The sequence below is a fragment of the Nostoc sp. 106C genome (genome assembly GCF_002154725.1).
Taxonomy (GTDB): domain Bacteria; phylum Cyanobacteriota; class Cyanobacteriia; order Cyanobacteriales; family Nostocaceae; genus Aulosira.
The window spans coordinates 47,784-63,934 of record NZ_MTAW01000084.1 but is presented as its reverse complement, the minus strand read 5'-3'; the positions used below and the strand labels follow the sequence as shown (position 1 = coordinate 63,934).

The 16,151-nt window shown below is 40.7% G+C and carries 15 protein-coding genes; 3 read left to right on the top strand and 12 right to left on the bottom strand.

The window, feature by feature from the left end; genetic code table 11:
- The first annotated feature begins 9 nt into the window (after window positions 1-9).
- Entirely contained in the window at window positions 10-423 is a 414-nt protein-coding gene (locus tag BV375_RS09180) for a VOC family protein (protein ID WP_208099091.1), read from the top strand.
- A 72-nt stretch (window positions 424-495) separates the two neighbouring features.
- Here BV375_RS09180 and ssuE read toward each other — a convergent pair whose 3' ends face one another.
- The 7 genes from ssuE to BV375_RS09145 form a co-directional block, all read right to left on the bottom strand.
- The gene (ssuE, locus tag BV375_RS09175) at window positions 496-1,059 is read right to left on the bottom strand and encodes an NADPH-dependent FMN reductase (RefSeq protein ID WP_086759630.1); all 564 of its coding nucleotides are present in this window, start codon (window positions 1,057-1,059) and stop codon (window positions 496-498) included.
- Window positions 1,060-1,108: 49 nt separating this feature from the next.
- Window positions 1,109-2,269: an FMNH2-dependent alkanesulfonate monooxygenase gene (gene ssuD, locus BV375_RS09170; RefSeq protein WP_086759628.1), complete on the bottom strand. Its 1,161-nt coding sequence runs from the start codon at window positions 2,267-2,269 to the stop codon at window positions 1,109-1,111.
- 347 nt (window positions 2,270-2,616) lie between these two features.
- On the bottom strand, window positions 2,617-3,795 hold the full coding sequence (locus BV375_RS09165) for an acyl-CoA dehydrogenase family protein (RefSeq protein WP_086759626.1): 1,179 nt from the start codon (window positions 3,793-3,795) through the stop codon (window positions 2,617-2,619).
- Window positions 3,796-4,355: 560 nt separating this feature from the next.
- A complete protein-coding gene (gene ssuC / locus BV375_RS09160) occupies window positions 4,356-5,156 on the bottom strand; it encodes an aliphatic sulfonate ABC transporter permease SsuC (protein ID WP_086759624.1) in 801 nt (266 codons plus the stop codon).
- Window positions 5,157-5,262: 106 nt separating this feature from the next.
- Window positions 5,263-6,075 carry a class I SAM-dependent methyltransferase gene (locus tag BV375_RS09155; RefSeq protein WP_086759622.1) on the bottom strand — a complete coding sequence of 271 codons (813 nt, stop codon included), beginning with the start codon at window positions 6,073-6,075 and terminating at the stop codon, window positions 5,263-5,265.
- Between the two features lie 326 nt (window positions 6,076-6,401).
- The gene (locus BV375_RS09150) at window positions 6,402-7,265 is read right to left on the bottom strand and encodes a TauD/TfdA family dioxygenase (RefSeq protein ID WP_086759620.1); all 864 of its coding nucleotides are present in this window, start codon (window positions 7,263-7,265) and stop codon (window positions 6,402-6,404) included.
- A 384-nt stretch (window positions 7,266-7,649) separates the two neighbouring features.
- Window positions 7,650-8,765 (bottom strand): aliphatic sulfonate ABC transporter substrate-binding protein, encoded by a 1,116-nt coding sequence (locus BV375_RS09145; protein WP_086759618.1) that lies wholly within the window; start codon window positions 8,763-8,765, stop codon window positions 7,650-7,652.
- A gap of 561 nt (window positions 8,766-9,326) precedes the next feature.
- Between BV375_RS09145 and BV375_RS36695 the strand changes: the two genes are divergently transcribed.
- Window positions 9,327-9,473 carry a hypothetical protein gene (locus BV375_RS36695; protein WP_166507411.1) on the top strand — a complete coding sequence of 49 codons (147 nt, stop codon included), beginning with the start codon at window positions 9,327-9,329 and terminating at the stop codon, window positions 9,471-9,473.
- 195 nt (window positions 9,474-9,668) lie between these two features.
- Here BV375_RS36695 and BV375_RS09140 read toward each other — a convergent pair whose 3' ends face one another.
- Both BV375_RS09140 and BV375_RS09135 read right to left on the bottom strand, forming a co-directional pair.
- Entirely contained in the window at window positions 9,669-9,866 is a 198-nt protein-coding gene (locus tag BV375_RS09140) for a hypothetical protein (RefSeq protein WP_086759617.1), read from the bottom strand.
- A gap of 38 nt (window positions 9,867-9,904) precedes the next feature.
- Complete coding sequence (locus tag BV375_RS09135; RefSeq protein WP_086759694.1) at window positions 9,905-10,708, bottom strand: ATP-binding cassette domain-containing protein; 804 nt, start codon at window positions 10,706-10,708, stop codon at window positions 9,905-9,907.
- A gap of 626 nt (window positions 10,709-11,334) precedes the next feature.
- Between BV375_RS09135 and BV375_RS09130 the strand changes: the two genes are divergently transcribed.
- Window positions 11,335-11,646: a hypothetical protein gene (locus BV375_RS09130; protein WP_086759615.1), complete on the top strand. Its 312-nt coding sequence runs from the start codon at window positions 11,335-11,337 to the stop codon at window positions 11,644-11,646.
- 62 nt (window positions 11,647-11,708) lie between these two features.
- On the opposite strand, the gene BV375_RS09125 is transcribed toward BV375_RS09130, so the two are convergent.
- The 3 genes from BV375_RS09125 to BV375_RS09115 form a co-directional block, all read right to left on the bottom strand.
- Window positions 11,709-12,530 carry an NADPH-dependent oxidoreductase gene (locus BV375_RS09125; protein WP_086759613.1) on the bottom strand — a complete coding sequence of 274 codons (822 nt, stop codon included), beginning with the start codon at window positions 12,528-12,530 and terminating at the stop codon, window positions 11,709-11,711.
- A gap of 145 nt (window positions 12,531-12,675) precedes the next feature.
- Entirely contained in the window at window positions 12,676-14,499 is a 1,824-nt protein-coding gene (locus tag BV375_RS09120; RefSeq protein ID WP_086759611.1) for a vanadium-dependent haloperoxidase, read from the bottom strand.
- A 424-nt stretch (window positions 14,500-14,923) separates the two neighbouring features.
- On the bottom strand, window positions 14,924-16,024 hold the full coding sequence (locus BV375_RS09115; protein ID WP_086759609.1) for a sulfonate ABC transporter substrate-binding protein: 1,101 nt from the start codon (window positions 16,022-16,024) through the stop codon (window positions 14,924-14,926).
- Window positions 16,025-16,151 lie beyond the last annotated feature (127 nt).

Sequence of the window (16,151 nt, the reverse complement as noted above, 5' to 3'; positions counted from 1 at the left end):
CGAAATAGCATGGTTCCCCAATACAGCAGCAAACTGGAGGAAGTGAAAGTGTGGCTAGATGCAATTGATCATATTCAAGTTACATCGCCCTCTGAAGTGGAGGATGCAATGCTATTTTTCTACGGCACAGTTTTGGGACTAACTAAAATTGCAAAGCCGGAAGCACTTAAAAACAATGGAGGCGCTTGGTACGCATTGGGAGATATCCAAATTCACATTAGTAGAGAGAATAACTCCCATAATGAAGCGTCAAGACGGCATATTTGTTTTCGAGTGCATAATTTAGATGCTTTTGAAGAGCATCTGAAAGCGCATGGGGTAGAAATTATTGGCGATCGCCAACTCATACCCGGATACAATCGCTTTTATATCTGCGATCCTGGTGGAAATCGTTTAGAAATAGCATCGGTGCAGCAGTTATAAATTGGAGAAAAGTAGCAGTTAGGCAAGGGCAACCCAACTGCTACTGGAGCAGAAAAGAGTAAAGATTATTACCTAACCAGCATGAGCGACTTCTTTTGTAGCTGAAGAAGTATTGATCGCTTTTACTAAATCATGCAAAACATCTTGTAACCTCTGGGCAATTTCTGCATCTAGCTGAATACTGCCATCAGGTTGTACTTGAATTTGCTTATCTACACTGTAGATAGTACTGAGTATGTGGCGTGCTCCTAATTCTGATAGCACGGGTTTTAAAGCATACTCTGTTGCCAATAAATGAGCGATCGTCCCACCTGTTGCCAAAGGGACTATGACTTTTCCTGCTAAGGCTTTTTGAGGTAACAAGTCCAAGAATGCTTTCAGGACACCTGTGTATGCTGCTTTGTAAATTGGTGTTGCAATAATCACACCATCAGCTTTGGCTAAAATAGCTTTTGGTTTTTCTAAAGCAGGGCTATCGTAACGTCCAAATGCTAAATCTTCAGCAGGAATGTCACGCACCGAAATAATATCTACTGTGAAACCTTGCTGCACAAGGATTTTGCTAGCATATTCCACTAAAGAGTAGGTTCGGGAAGGATGGGAAGGGCTACCTGCGATCGCTAAAATATGAGGCATGGTTTCAAGTTCTCCTGGGAATTATTTTTTTGTACAAAGGCAGAACTGTTTAATCTACAGTCGCTGCTGCTGTTTTATTAACTTGTTGTTTGGGAAATTCACGACTAGCTACTATTTCGCCAAACGGACTTGTCATCTGTGGTTCGATATCAGGTAAATTTTCTAAAGGCAAACGCGGGAAGAGTAATTCAGCAACGCGATACGCTTCCTCTAAATGAGGATATCCAGAAAAAATGAAAGTCTCAATTCCTAAATCTGTATACTCCAACATTCTTCTAGCCACAGTCTCAGGATCGCCGACTAAAGCAGTACCCGCACCACCGCGCACTAAACCAATTCCTGCCCATAAATTCGGACTAATTTCCAAAGCGTCGCGGCTACCTTTGTGTAATTCTTGCATCCGGCGCTGTCCTTCTGAGTCCATACGAGCGTATGCTTGTTGAGTCTTGGCGATCGCATCTTCATCTACGTAGCGGATTAAATCATTTGCTGCATCCCAAGCTTTGCTTTCAGTTTCTCTGACAATTACGTGTAGCCTTATACCAAAGCGGATTGTCCGTCCTTGTGCTTCTGCTAGTCGACGGACTGAGGCAATTTTTTCAGCAACCTGTGCAGGTGTTTCACCCCAAGTTAAGTAGACATCCACGTGTTTAGCAGCGATTTCTTGGGCAATCGGTGAAGAACCACCAAACCACAAAGGCGGATAAGGTTTTTGTACAGGTGGAAACAGTATCTTGCCATCTTGGACGTTGAGATAGTCGCCTTGGAAATTAGTCACTTCGCTTGCTGCTATTTGCCGCCACACTGTCAAAAATTCGTCTGTAAGTTTGTAGCGATCATCGTGAGAAAGATGCAAGCCATCTCCCGCCAATTCCACAGGATCGCCACCTGTAACCACGTTAATTAGCAAGCGCCCACCGGAAATGCGATCGAACGTTGCAGCCATGCGTGCAGCTACTCCTGGTGACATCAACCCCGGACGAATTGCTACCAAAAACCGCATTCTTTTCGTATGGGTTACTAGCGTTGATGCCAAAATCCACGCATCTTCACAAGAACGCCCTGTAGGTAATAAAGCACCTGTAAAACCCAAATGATCCACTGCTTGGGCAATCTGTCGCCAGTAATCAAAGTTTACTGCCCGCCCACCTATTGCAGTGCCGAGATAGCGTCCTTCTCCGTGTGTGGGGATAAACCAAAGTAGTTGCATAATCCCTAATTTAATGTGGCTGCAAAATCTGATTACTTCTAATACTACGGTAAATTCGTCGGTATACCGTATTTATTTGTCATCTTAATAATATTACACAGATGAATGGGGAAAGCAATATATTTAGCAAAGCCAAGAAACACAAGGAGAATAATTAATGACTCTTGATGCAGCACTCTTTCAAGGTAGCCATTCAACCCCATTTTGGAACCAAGCATGAAAAGTTTTCATTTGGTAGGGTGCGTTATGGACTTTAGTCCTAACGCACCGAAAATCTCGGATAATGCGGTGCGTTAGCCTACGGCATAACAGACCCTACTTGTGAAAGATTAATCGTAGGCCTAAGTCTAAGAGTTCACACCCAAGGCTCGTTTTCCCAAAGACAACCAAATTGCATCATTTTGTGGGGTATGAATGCGGCTGCAAAGAACATCCCGATAGTGACGTTCTAAAGGGTTATGACGTGATAAGCCTGGATTACCAATAAGTTCGAGTCCTTTTTCGACGGCGCGAATGGCGTTACTCGTGGTGAGATATTTCACAGTTTGCGCCTGTAAACCCACGTTGCTGTCATAATCTGCGCGATCAATATCGTTAGCTAAACCATAAATTAGGCGATCGCTAGCGTAGAGCAAAGCTTCAATTTCGCCGATCGCCGATTGAAAGCGGGGTAAAGTTGCTAAACTAGCTCCTAAATTAGTAGGCGATCGCTCATTTAAATAACCCACTAGCCAATCTCGCGCAGCTTTGGCTACGCCCTGATACAATGCACTCAACCACAGGCTCACACCAGCTAATTGCAGCGGATCGGGAGATGACCAAGCTTTCAAGGGGCTAATATCCAAAGCATACTCTGAAGGAATCAAGACATCTTCTAAAATCAAATCGTGGCTACCAGTTGCTCGCATTCCCAAGTGATCCCAAGTTTCCTCAATGCGGATGCCTTGAACATCACGAGGTATAAGAAAATTACCGACTCGCGGTTCTGCTTCTGTAGTTCGCGCCCAAACAATAAAGTAACGTAAAATCGGGCTACCTGTAGTGTATTGTTTATGACCATTTAATAGCCAACCCTTAGCAGTCTGTTGGGCAGTGGTTGCCGGGAGTCCACCCCTGGCAGGTGTACCCAACTCTGGTTCCACACGAGCAGCATTTAATAAGGCAATACCTTCTACCGATTCACGACACAATCGTTCGTAAATCACGGGATTCCAGCGACGGGTGCGAGCAGCATTGACGTGTTGTAGATAGTGCATCGTCAATACTAAGGCAGTAGCAGCATCCCCACTAGCTATTTTTTCAATCACTCGGCTAACAGCCGCATATCCTAAACCTTGACCACCAAACTCTTTGGGAACAGTCAGATTGAGTAGCTGCGCTTGTTGGAGAGCAGCAAAGTTCTCAAAAGGGAAAGAACCATCGCGATCGTGGACGGCAGCGCGCGTAGCAAAGTCAGCAGCTAGGGCGGCGACACGCTGAAATAAATCTGTGGTAGGTATCACTGGATATGTATCAACTTTTACCATATTTACTTCTTCTGTGTCAGCAAAGGATGAGTGGGCAGATATTTACACGCGGTGTCTGAGGTATTATTTCGTTAGACTCTACTTGTATCAAAGATTGAGAAGACAGTTATTACAATTAGTAATCGAAGTGTAGGAAAGAGATTTTCTATTGAAGAGTTTATCATTGCTGTATTAATGATTTTTTGATGAAAATTACTTAGACTTACCCCAAGTTTTAGTTTCTCGAAACTACCTTTATATAGGAAATTGGGCAAGAACAACCTTTAGTTACAATAACATTTCGAGTGTATGGCCTTGCCAAAAGCCTATACTTCAGCTTTAACTGTGTCACGCTAGGGAAGTGCGTTACGGCTGTCACTTTCTCAAAAGCTCAAATCCTTATGTAGCAATAACAAAACAGCAGTTTTGCGAAAAGAAAATCTACACTGCAAACTGCCTACCCTACTGAATAATTACTTAAATACTAAAAGATGTAGCAACCAGAAATTATTGTGGATTCCTGACTGCTACTGAAGTGCTTTATCTGTAATGGCAATGAATAGCAAACTCACAAATTTGAGTTAAGCCTTTGTATAACTAGGATTCCATTGCAACCAGTAATTTTCTAAAGATCTAGCGATCACATCTGCTAATTTACCAAATAAGGCATAGAGCAAAATGCTTAATACCACAACATCTGTTTGCATAAATTCTCTAGCATTCATTGCCATGTAACCAATACCAGAATCAGCAGCTATTGTTTCAGCAACAATGAGCGTTAACCACATGATACCTAGGGAAAAACGGACTCCTACCAAAATAGAAGATAATGCTCCTGGAAGAATAACTCGCCAAAATAAACCCCAGGTATTTAAACCATAAACTTTTCCCATCTCGATTAATCCTGGATCGACACTACGAATTCCATGAAAAGTATTTAAATAAATGGGAAACATTACGCCTAAAGACACAAGAAATAATCTAGCTTCATCCCCAATACCAAACCATAAAATTACCAAGGGAATTAATGCTAAGTTAGGAATATTACGCAACATTTGAATAGAAGTATCTAACAATTTCTCAGCAATTGGAGAAACGCCATTGAGTAAACCTAAAATAAACCCAATACTTCCACCAATTAAAAAGCCAGAAATTGCTCTTGTAGCACTAATAGTAATATTTCTAAATAGTTCGCCTGTTTGAGCTAAATGAACAGCAGCGCCCACAACACTTAAAGGTGCAGGTAAAATTCTAGTAGGTATTATTCCTACAGAAGATAATAATTGCCACACAACAATTATGAATAGAGGCACGAACCAAGGAATTAAGGATTGAATATGGCGATTCTTAAGGAACAGTAATTTTAACTTTTGCTTTTTCATAGTCTGCCTTGATGAGAGGTTTTGAGGAGTAGAAGAGATACTTTTCATATGAATGTTGTATTTTTGAATTGTGTTCTATGAAGTAGGTAGATAAGGTTGTGAGTAATTAACTTTTCCAAGCAGCAATGACAGTAATCGGTAGTTCTTCTTTAAATGTTCCTGAAGGCTCTACTTTTAATAGAGATTCTTTGAGATCTACCTCAAATTTATGGCGATTTTCTCCGACAAAAGATGGTAAACAGAAAGCCGTAGAATAGAGATAGCCAAGGTAGGTATCAATTGTCCAATATTTTTCGTATTTAACTTCATAGGTCGCTTGACGAGGAAATGATGATTTCGCCAAGATTTCTTCGTGAGAAACTGCCAAAGGTTGCCATACGCCTTTACCACCTTGACCTGTACGGCGTTGTTCACCTAACCAGCGTTTGACAACTGAAATTGCTGTTGTTTTCCACGGATGGTCACTATTCCAAGGGTCTTCATGGGTTTTGATAATAGCAAGACCACCATTATCAGTAAGTAGATTGTATATACGTTCTATTACCAATTCTCGCTGCATCCAGTGAAAGGCTCTACCAATTGTCACTAGCTGGAATTTACCAACAGCAGGAGAGATGTTTTCTGCGCGATCTTTTACCCAACTAATATTTGTAGCTCCCAGTTCTACTGCTTGCTGTTGTGCTTCTAGAAGCATATCTGCATCGGGATCTAAACCGATGACTTCTTGAAAGCGATCGCGTAAAGGAATTGCAATTAACCCCGCACCACAACCTAAATCTAGCAGCCTTCCTTTACCATCTAACTGAAATTTCTCTGTGAGCGAATCAAATAAAACAGGTGGATACTGGGGTCTGTAGCGAGCATAATACCACGCTGCACCTTCAAATAAAGTAGGGTCGTAACTGGGAATTGTTGTCATATAGCAATCCGATTTGATTACTGAAATTATTTATGTAGGGAGGGAACAGGGAACAGGGAAGAAGGACTAAAAGTGTACTGAGTTTTTTTCAAAAATCAAATATGACTCCTATATAAGTAATGCGAGAGATGTCTAATTGATGATATTCACAAATTCAGTTTTTAGTGAGCGAACAACCGCATTAAGTTTGATAGTTAAGCCATTAATAGAAGCATTAATTCGTAAGGTGGGCAATGCCCACCTTACAGAATTCTTGATTTTCAATCATGATTGAGGATGGCTATATAATCAAAACTTTTGCGGTTATCTTCTAAAAATCTCAACTACTAAAAAGGACGGCTTCCAGCTAAACTGATGCGTTTCATTACCCGTCGTTCATTGGGATCAAAAGCTTGTCGGTGGTGTAAAGTCGCTTGATTATCCCAATAAACAATGTCACCCACAGACCATTTATGCTGATAGTAAAACTGTGGCTGATTGAGATGCTGGCGTAGTTGTGTAATTAATTCTTCTCCCTCTTGGGGATTTAAACCGACAACTTCCACTTCGGTTTCTTGCCCGAGATATAAAATCTTTTTGCTGCTTTCAGGATGTGTGCGTACTAGAGGATGAGGAAAAACAGGACTAATGAGAGGAATACTCTGATCAACACGGTAGTTAGAACGAGGTGCATTACGGTCTCTTAAAAACGGATTGTAGGTAATCAACTTCAAGTCCGCAATCCGCTTTTTGGTAGACTCATCTAACGTCTCATAAGCCAAGTTCAGATTTAACCAAGAGGTATCTCCACCTTTGGCAGGTACTTCTAAAGCATAAAGTAAGGAGCCACTAGAAGGATAAGGAGTCCAATGGTGATCGGAATGGAAAGTTAATTCACCAGTACCTGTATAACCACCATCGACATTGGAAACAGGAATGATCACTGGTGTAACTCCTGGTTCTGAAGCTAACACTGGGATATCTTGTGGTGGTACAAACAGAGAGCCAAAGTAGAATGCAAAGTTCAAAAATTGCTCATCAGTAAGCTGTTGATTTTTGAAGATGAGGATATGGCGATCGCGCAATGCTTGTTTAAGTTGCAAAATAACTTCAGGTGCAACAGCTTGACTAGCATCCAGTCCCGTAACAACAGCGCCTAAAGGTGCATCTAAGGGAGTAATTTTAACTTCTGTTAACGTTAATGTGGGCATAATAATATTTTCCTAATTTGAAAATAAGGCAAAGGGCAGCAGGCAGAAGGAATAAAGATTTTTGTCAATTCTTGTGTACAAAGTACATTGATGTCTGATGTAAAAAAGGTAATAGCACAATTAAGGAGACAATCAACAAAAATTTTCAGCGCAGAATTGCAGAAATAACCTAGTGGTTATGGGGGATTGCACAAAGAATTATGGAACCACAGATGAACACAGATAATCCTGTACTTTATCTAAAAAAAATTGAAAAAATAAGTAGCTCAACCTAATTAAACATGAAATGTCATTACGAGCGTAACGCAGTGGAGCGAAGTAATCGCAAAGAATTTATTTTCCGTTTTTTAAAGTTGACCTACTTAACTCCAATCTGCCTTTTCTTTACTGTTTAGCTAAAACATCTTGGGGTGTAATTTTGGTATACTCTTCAGGTTTCAAAAACCCATCTCTAACATTTACCTTTTTAGGTATGAGTCCCAAGCTGTACCATTTATCTGCTACTTCTTGTTGCTTGGTGATGATTTTCTCGGTAATTGGTTCCAAAGCAAAATCATATTTCCCGTGCATTACTTCTAATGTTGGTACATCGAGTTGCGTCGCTGGTGCAAGTAATTCTGCGATTTCTTTTGGATGTTGTTTAGACCAAATTTGTGCTTTTTGTAATTCCTCCAGAAAGACTTTAATCACATCTGGATTTTCTTGATAGAATTTGCGTGTTGTGGAGTAAAAGTTGTTGGTATCCCGTAATCCATTACCACCATCTATCAGCACACGACCGACTTTTTTCTGTACATTTCTAGTGACAAATGGCTCCCAGATAAACCAAGCATCAACTTTGCCTTGGCTAAATGCTGCATTCGCATCTGGAGGCGGTAGGAAAACTGACTGTACATCAGAAAGTTTTAGCCCTTCTTTTTCTAAGGCTCTGACTAACAGGTAATGACCAATAGATGCTTTTTGGAAAGCAACTTTTTTACCTTTCAAATCTTTGACAGTTTTAACAGTTGAGTTGTTAGGAACTAACAGCGAAACTGCTCTACCATCAGAGGAATTAGCTGCTAAATACACTAAAGGTGTTCCAGCTGCTTGAGCAAAGACAGGGGGTGATTCTGCTGTGGAAGCAATATCAAGCCCGTTAGCATTTAATGCTTCTAATTGTTGTGGACCCGCAGCGAACTCAGGCCATTCAAGCTTGTAACCAAGGTCTGCTAATCTTTTTTCTAAGCTGCCTTGTTTTTCGAGAACAGCTAGGGCAGTAAGTTGTTTAGAACGTACAATTCTAATTACTTTTTGTCCACTACTAGCTATAGATGTATTAGCTGTATTGGTTGTATTAGATGAAGATGAATCTGCTTGTTTTTGAGTATTTTTTTCTGGCGTACTGCAACTAAATAGTGTTGTTGATAACACTAAGCTATAACCAAGAGCAAATAACGCTGAACGACGAGTAATGCGTCCGCGTTTCCAAAAATCTAATTTATCTTTCAGACCTTGCATTAATTGGCTCACCTCTACCTTTGAAACGATTACAAAAATTACAAAATTGAATAATTATAAACAACCTAAGTCTTTAGCTTAGGGTAACTATAAAATTTTTTTTGCTCTTGACTTCGGATTTCATAGTATGTTATTGAGCTTGAGAAAAATGCCATAAAAACTGTCTTGAACATGGATAAACTACTATCTAAGTTGGGAAAACTAAGCATGAATTAAAATAACCACAGCAATACATATTATAAAAAAGAAGCTAATCACAAGTGATTTATGAGTTTAATTTTAGGAATTAAGGTGGAGTGAACCACCTTAAGATAGATTCATGAGAGGTTTACTGTGATGGAAAATTATGTTTGAAAAATATTATTAATTTTAGACCAACCATATATTTATTTTAGAATTGCAAGGCTATTAATAAATAGGTAATGGAAGAAAAATATTGCTATTCATAAAAGAATTTATTCTCCTTCCTTATGCCATGTTTGTTGAAAATTTACAGCTAAAGATTAACTATTTTTGATGTGCTAATAACTCTTTTAAGGAAGGGAAGCGCTGTGTCATATCATGTCCGTTCAAATACCCCTGATTGCGATCGCCCTACAGCCCTTCGGGCATCTTCCTGCGGGCATACCCTACCCTACGGGAAAGCCTAACAGCGAACGGGAAGCAGCTTTTCAGGCGTCTACGTTGCACTCGCTGCGGACCTATTAAGGGCAATTTGCCGGACATCATATCATTCCCCCGAAGAATAGGGATTTACACAACGCTTCACCAGCGGAGGCAAAGCGATCAATACGGTTGTAGCGTTAATTGAAAATTGAGCGGTGTGTTATCCAATCCATACCAAAAGATTAGGTGATAGGAACTATTTTTGATTCGACACACTTAGCCGAGACTCTATCTAAGCTATTGAGCACGAGAAGCACCAGGTAAATTCTTTAGGGAGCGATCGCCAATCTCAGTTTCATCCACTAACTCTAAATAATCTAAGAATGCTGGAGAGAATGTCTGAGTATGGACATGGGTATCGATGACAGGATAACTAAGGCGATCGCAGATTTGTGCAGATTTAGATTTGTGTGGATGCTCAACAGCAATAGTCATAACTCAAAATTCAAAGTTCGCAACGAGGCAGAAATTATTTACGCTGACAAAGACGTGATGAAAACTTGTTGTTCTTGCAATCCTGGTTCGCGCTCTTGCTGACCCATCACTCGTTGTAAAATTTTCTCTACTGTCTGAGCCAGTACAATGTCTCCCCTAACTCGTGGACGTGGCAGATTAATCTGTAAATCTAGTCCTATCTGACCGTTCTCAATTAGCAACACTCGGTCTGCTAGTACAACAGCTTCTTCCACATCATGGGTAATTAGTAATGCAGTAAAGCCTTGCTCTTGCCATAATTGCTCAAGCAATTGCTGCATTTCAATTCGCGTGAGCGCGTCCAACGCTCCTAGTGGTTCATCTAGCAACAATAAAGCAGGACTACTTGCTAAGGCTCTTGCTAATGCTACCCGTTGACGTTGTCCACCAGAGAGGACAGAAGGCCATTCGCTTGCTCGGTCTTCTAAACCAACAGCATCCAAAACTTGTAAAGCTTTTTGTCTTGCATAAACTTTCGAGTTAGCGCCTAATAAACCTAACTCCACATTTGTGATTACTCGCTGCCAAGGCAGTAACCGCGCATCCTGAAACATCATGCGGATACTTGGGCTAATACGATGATGCGAATGCTGGTCATTTAACAACACAGTACCTGCGCTCGGAGCATCTAGCCCAGCAATCAAGCGTAACAACGTACTTTTACCACAGCCACTGCGACCCACAATGGCGACAAATTCCCCTGGCTTGATATCTAAATCAATTTCTTGCAAGACTGTTTTGCGCCCAAAGGACTTTCGTAACCCTTCGAGTTTTAAATGCATTCCTCGTACTTCAGATGTCATTCCACAAATCTCCCTTTTTTGATCTAGCATCAGTTCAGCTTACTAACTACCTCTGTATAGCCAGAGAAGCTTCATGTTGGAAAAAATACCAGCTAAAATACATATATATACTCTTCAGTAACTGTGGTTCTCATGCGATTCATACGGTCATGAAGACCAGTTACGTACGCGGACTATCCAAAAAGAATATGATTAACCAAGGCTGCAACAACATTTTTTAATTGACATCTCTTTTCCTCCATATCTATAAGTTTCAGTAATCTCAAAACCCTTTCTAGAAAACACTTACATAGGATAGCTGCCCAGTATTTGCCTCTTTGTCGATAACTTTCAATAAACTACACTAAATTGGTAGGGTTTGCGTAGTATGTTTATAGTAGTCTCACATAGGTGGGAAAAAAAGGCAAGTAGATTTTTGTAAAAAAAAACAACATGAAAAAATGTGTTGATAGCTACACAATTTAGAAATTATCAATAGGAGAGGCGATCGCGTTATTAATTTTGATTGGAGAGAATAAAATATATTTAAGCTTAAGCCAAAAAACTTGCTTAGCCTATGTGAGTTTAATATTGAGAAGCAGATAAAGTAAAAATGAGGAAAATGGCACAGTCGAGAGAGTTTTTAAATGGAGTTGATAACTGCTATTGAAGTTGAAGTTGAATTAATTTTAAATTATTCCCGCATTTTAAGGAATATTGTGGTAAAACGGCTAGATTTTCCAACTATCAGTTTTGAGTTGACTTCAGATTCTACGATTGGTAATTGTGCAATTGAGGCGCTAGATATACCACCTAGAATGCTTGATAGTAATGGACATCCACGGCTCGATTTACTAAACTTTCGACTTCGGTCTAGAAGTGAATGTTTACAGTTTCAGTGTGGACAAACAGTGTTAGTAGAAAAAATTCATATTAAAAATTTACTCCTAATTTCTTAGATTTGAAAGTAGGAGTAATACCAACGTAGATTCAACTTGAAAGCCCAGTATATGATGAAAAATTAACGCAATTCAAAACCCAAATTTTTCAAAGCTTCCCGCAAGCGATCGCGTCCAGATAAAGACTCGGCAAAAGCCACTCGTTTAGCAGAATGTTCTGTCCAATCACCAGGAACATTCATGTTCTGAGACTTATAAAAAGCTTGCATCGCTTGGTTATAAACAGCAATATCTTCTTCCTGTTCTGCTAGTTTGTAAGTTTCCCGATGCAATACCGCTGTTTGGGGTAAGCGTGGTTTAATAGCTGTCTCGATAGTGCGATCGCTATAACCAACACACAGCCCAAAAACAGCAAACACATGCTTTGGTAAACTTAAAACCTCCGCTACCTCTTCCGGCTTGTTACGCAAAGCACCAATGTACACCGTTCCTAATCCAAGAGATTCTGCTGCTACAACAGCGTTTTGCGCGGCTAAGGCTGCATCTATCGCCGCCATCAAAAACATTTCCAAATAATCTAAGCCTTCATGAGGTAATCCGCGACTTTCCGAAATGTGCGCGAGTCTCGCTAAATCTGCTAACCATACGAGAAATAATGGACAGGAGCGAATATGTGCTTGATTGCTAGCTAGTTGTGATAACTTTTCCTTGCGTTTTGCATCTTCTACTGCCACTACACTCCATGTCTGGAGATTTGAGGATGTAGATGCTGATTGCGCCGCTGCCACTAACGTTTCTAAAGTTCCTGGTGGTAAAGCATCAGATAAGTAAGCACGAATTGAACGGTGAGATAAAAGAGAACTTATGAAATCATTTCCCAGTAGAGCAGTATTAGCAGGGCTAGCGCCATAGCGATGATTAAGTAGCTCGGTAAAATTAGTCATAGATTACGTGGGTGGAATTGTGACCAAGCCCTTTGAGGGCGGGAAAAGGGGAATTTAGCATCAAATAAGCATCAAATATAGGGTACTTGTACTATTTAATTATGGGGATTTCTCCCAACCCAGTTCCCTCTTATCCTAATGGCAATTAAATCGTCACCTTTGTGCCATCAAATTTGGTGAAGGTGAAGCCTTCAAATTGTTCGCGGAACGTAAGCTTTTCATCTCTGAGAATACCGATCGCGATCGCTTCGCCTAGTGCTAACGAGGCTGCTGCATCTGTGCGCCAGTGAATCCCAGCGCTATCGCGACCCAAGCCAATATTCGCTGCCAGTTTGTTCAATTCCCCGCCCACTGTCAACGGTGAGCCTTGATAGGAAATCAATTTGGTAGGATCTTTAGGATCGGGTATCACTGGATTTGGAATCACATAATTTTCATCAAATAGCGCCTTTAAAATCGTGACGCTAGCACCAGCCGACACCGAAGCGCCCCCTGGATAAGAAGAATGGAATGGTGCCCCTTCTGGAAAGGCTTGCGGCAGCAGATAGGATTTATATTTACTGTAGATGCGATCGAGGGCTTCTGACTTCAACACTTCAGGGTGAATTGGATAATTTGTTTTATTCACCTTATTATTATGAACCAAGCCACCGTAAGCCTCTGCTCTTAAACGACGGTGGACATACCACTTCTGCCAGTAGGCTGCTCTGATTGCGTGTGGAGCGACCCAACTGATTAAAGATTGTGAATACCCTGGGCCAAATGTCCCCGAACCACCCGCTTGGGTCTTTGACTTATTGTAAGGATTGCTGGGATTGTAAGGTGAGCCTACACCACCATCTAGAGGGTTATCTTTGACTGGCTTGGCGAGCAGAATTAAAGCCGCATTTGTATAGACTGGTGGTGGTATGTGAGCAATCTCTGATTGGTCGCGCCCGTTGATAAAGTAGCGACGGGTTGAGTCAAACTTAATCTTTCTACCAGACTCACCACCATTTTGGACTAGCAACCATTCGTCATAGTTGGTTTGGAAACTGTTTTCGGGAATAGCCAGAGGAACCCGGTTCAGCTGAGGATAACTATGTGTTCCCGCCGGGACAGGACGCAGTAAAAACTGGGAAACGTAAGGGCCTACCTCTACCCCTGGCAGGGTGTGGTAAGCCGTTTTACCAGATGCATCAACGTAAATTGCCGTGCCTCGAAATAGCAGTTCTGGTGTCACCCTTCCATTCTGTTTAGGCCCTTTAAATGCTGACAAGCGATTCAAATCCTGAACAGCTGCTAGAATCAGCGAGTTAGTTGTGTCATTGCGGAACTCGCTAAAGGGTATATCCTGTAAGAGTTGTTGCCAAGCAATTTCGAGGAATTCTGCCGCCTGTTCTGCACTGTCGAGGGTGGGTGGTACTGGAATCGCTAATTGGCAAGTATTCACACCACTCAAGCTAATCGCTAATGGCGTCAGCGGTTGTACCAGTTTTCGTTTGCCACCTAAAACAATCTTTTCATACTCGTTGGGATCGCCAGATTTGAGCGCATTAATCAAAGATTGATATGCCTTTAGATCCACTTCGCCCAGCTGATTATGGGGCAATCCTCGTGTATCCGTAGCAATTTTATTGGCGTACTTCGCCTCATCTCCGTTCGTGGGATGGGGTGGAATGGGAATTTCCCGATTCACCTTCGCTGCTGTTGTACGTACTTGAAAAGCTTTCTCACGTAAGTTGTTATGGTCGAACTTTCCTAAAGGTTCCTTAGCCTGGGCAATGCCTTCTCTTTTCTTGTAGGCTAGAGGTGAACCTAAAACTCCTGCAACCACACTAGCTGTAGTAAATAAACTAGCACGACCTAGAAACGATCGCCTGCTAGCACCACCAATCAAGAAGCGTCGAGGGTGCTTAACTTTCGTTGTTTCGCTAGAAACTAGAGCATCTTGTTCGGAACTTTGGTGAGAATTGGGATCTACTGGCATGGGATGTTCTCCACTGGCAAAAAATCATCTAAAAAACTAGTCATGGGTGACTAAAGTAAGTGACTTACAACTAGTAAAAGCTTTGAGTCAAACATAATTTGAGACACTCATCACCAGAAAAAGAGGGCAAACTCAATTGGATTTGGAATGAAATCTGGGATTATACTACTGAAAATTAACTGGCGCTGGCTGTTTTTGCTTTTGACAGTCACGCAGGCATTTATTGCTATTTTAAAAAGCGCGATCGCCTAACTCTTATCCTTCTATAGGAAACCTAAATAATATGTGAAAAATCTTTATTATTGTAGGGTGGCATTACTCACAATACCTAGTATTCCACACATCAAAGAAGAATTTTCGATGGCTATCTAGATATAGCAAATCTTCCCAAATCAAATAAGATTACTATATCTATGATCTATGCCTAATTTTTTGGAGAAAAAGCGGCATATTGCTCTGGTGATAGCATTGCTTCTTTCACGTCAATTTGTTTAGGAATTAATTTTAATTCATAAAATTTGTCTGCAACTTTCTGTTGTAAAGCAATCAAATTACTATCAATTGGCACAACTCCGAATTTTCTTCTTTTTGTGGCTGTTTTCATCGTTTCTAAATCAATACCTAACACTGGCGAGAGTTTAGCTGCTACTTCATCTCGATGTTTGTCAGACCATTCTTCTAGGGTTTTAATTTCTTCTAATATCGCCTTAATCGTTTCTGGATTCTCGGTAGCAAACTTACGGCTAGCTAAGTAATATCCTCCCTGTTTATTAATTTCTGTACCATCTATCAAAACATGAGCATTAATAGCTTTTTGCGCTGCTGCATAAAATGGGTCCCAAATTACCCAAGCATCTAAACTACCTTTAACTAATGCAGCACGCGCATCAGCAGGTGGTAGATAAATTGGTTGAATATCACTATATTGCAAGCCAAATTTTTCTAAAACTTGCAATAGCATATAGTGAGCACTAGAGCCTTTTTGAAAAGCGACTTTTTTGCCTTTCAAATCACTCACTGTTTTAATAGGAGAATCTGAAGGAACAAGAATAGCTTGACCCGCGGGGCTAGGAGCGATTCCAGCAATGTAAGTTAATGAGGCTCCCGCAGCTTGGGCAAAAATTGGCGGTGATTCTCCGGTATGCCCAAAGTCAATACTACCGACATTCATAGCTTCTAAAAGCTGCGGCCCGGCTGGAAATTCTATCCAATCTACAGAGACACCTTGAGGTTGCAAACGCTTTTCTAAAACGCCTTTACTCTTGAGCAGAATTGCCGATTTTTGATAACCAAACTTAACTACTGATGCCTTAGTTTGGTTGGAATTATTAGCAGAGCTAACATTAGTGTTGTTGGTATTATTGGCTGTGCAAGCTGCAAATAATAAACTGAGACATAATCCAGTAAGGAAAGCCCCAGCAACAGGAAAAGGTATAAATGAGAAGAGCCTGTTTTTATAGATAATTTGAGAAAGGAATTTTTTTTTAAATTCAGTAATAAATTGCACAAAAAATGAAGTCTTCATTAATTTTCTCCTCTCTAATAGCATTAATACACATCAGATTTCTCAGGTTAGTTTGGTATTTCCTATAAAAACAGAAATTGCAACTTGAATTTTGGAATAAAGCGAGCAAATAAGATTTGCTAATAAG

Coding starts and splice junctions, on each gene's coding strand:
- BV375_RS09180 (WP_208099091.1), top strand. CDS start 10: ATGGTTCCCCAATACAGCAGCAAACTGGAGGAAGTGAAAGTGTGGCTA.
- ssuE (WP_086759630.1), bottom strand. CDS start 1,059: ATGCCTCATATTTTAGCGATCGCAGGTAGCCCTTCCCATCCTTCCCGA.
- ssuD (WP_086759628.1), bottom strand. CDS start 2,269: ATGCAACTACTTTGGTTTATCCCCACACACGGAGAAGGACGCTATCTC.
- BV375_RS09165 (WP_086759626.1), bottom strand. CDS start 3,795: ATGGTAAAAGTTGATACATATCCAGTGATACCTACCACAGATTTATTT.
- ssuC (WP_086759624.1), bottom strand. CDS start 5,156: ATGAAAAAGCAAAAGTTAAAATTACTGTTCCTTAAGAATCGCCATATT.
- BV375_RS09155 (WP_086759622.1), bottom strand. CDS start 6,075: ATGACAACAATTCCCAGTTACGACCCTACTTTATTTGAAGGTGCAGCG.
- BV375_RS09150 (WP_086759620.1), bottom strand. CDS start 7,265: ATGCCCACATTAACGTTAACAGAAGTTAAAATTACTCCCTTAGATGCA.
- BV375_RS09145 (WP_086759618.1), bottom strand. CDS start 8,765: ATGCAAGGTCTGAAAGATAAATTAGATTTTTGGAAACGCGGACGCATT.
- BV375_RS36695 (WP_166507411.1), top strand. CDS start 9,327: ATGTCCGTTCAAATACCCCTGATTGCGATCGCCCTACAGCCCTTCGGG.
- BV375_RS09140 (WP_086759617.1), bottom strand. CDS start 9,866: ATGACTATTGCTGTTGAGCATCCACACAAATCTAAATCTGCACAAATC.
- BV375_RS09135 (WP_086759694.1), bottom strand. CDS start 10,708: ATGACATCTGAAGTACGAGGAATGCATTTAAAACTCGAAGGGTTACGA.
- BV375_RS09130 (WP_086759615.1), top strand. CDS start 11,335: ATGGAGTTGATAACTGCTATTGAAGTTGAAGTTGAATTAATTTTAAAT.
- BV375_RS09125 (WP_086759613.1), bottom strand. CDS start 12,530: ATGACTAATTTTACCGAGCTACTTAATCATCGCTATGGCGCTAGCCCT.
- BV375_RS09120 (WP_086759611.1), bottom strand. CDS start 14,499: ATGCCAGTAGATCCCAATTCTCACCAAAGTTCCGAACAAGATGCTCTA.
- BV375_RS09115 (WP_086759609.1), bottom strand. CDS start 16,024: ATGAAGACTTCATTTTTTGTGCAATTTATTACTGAATTTAAAAAAAAA.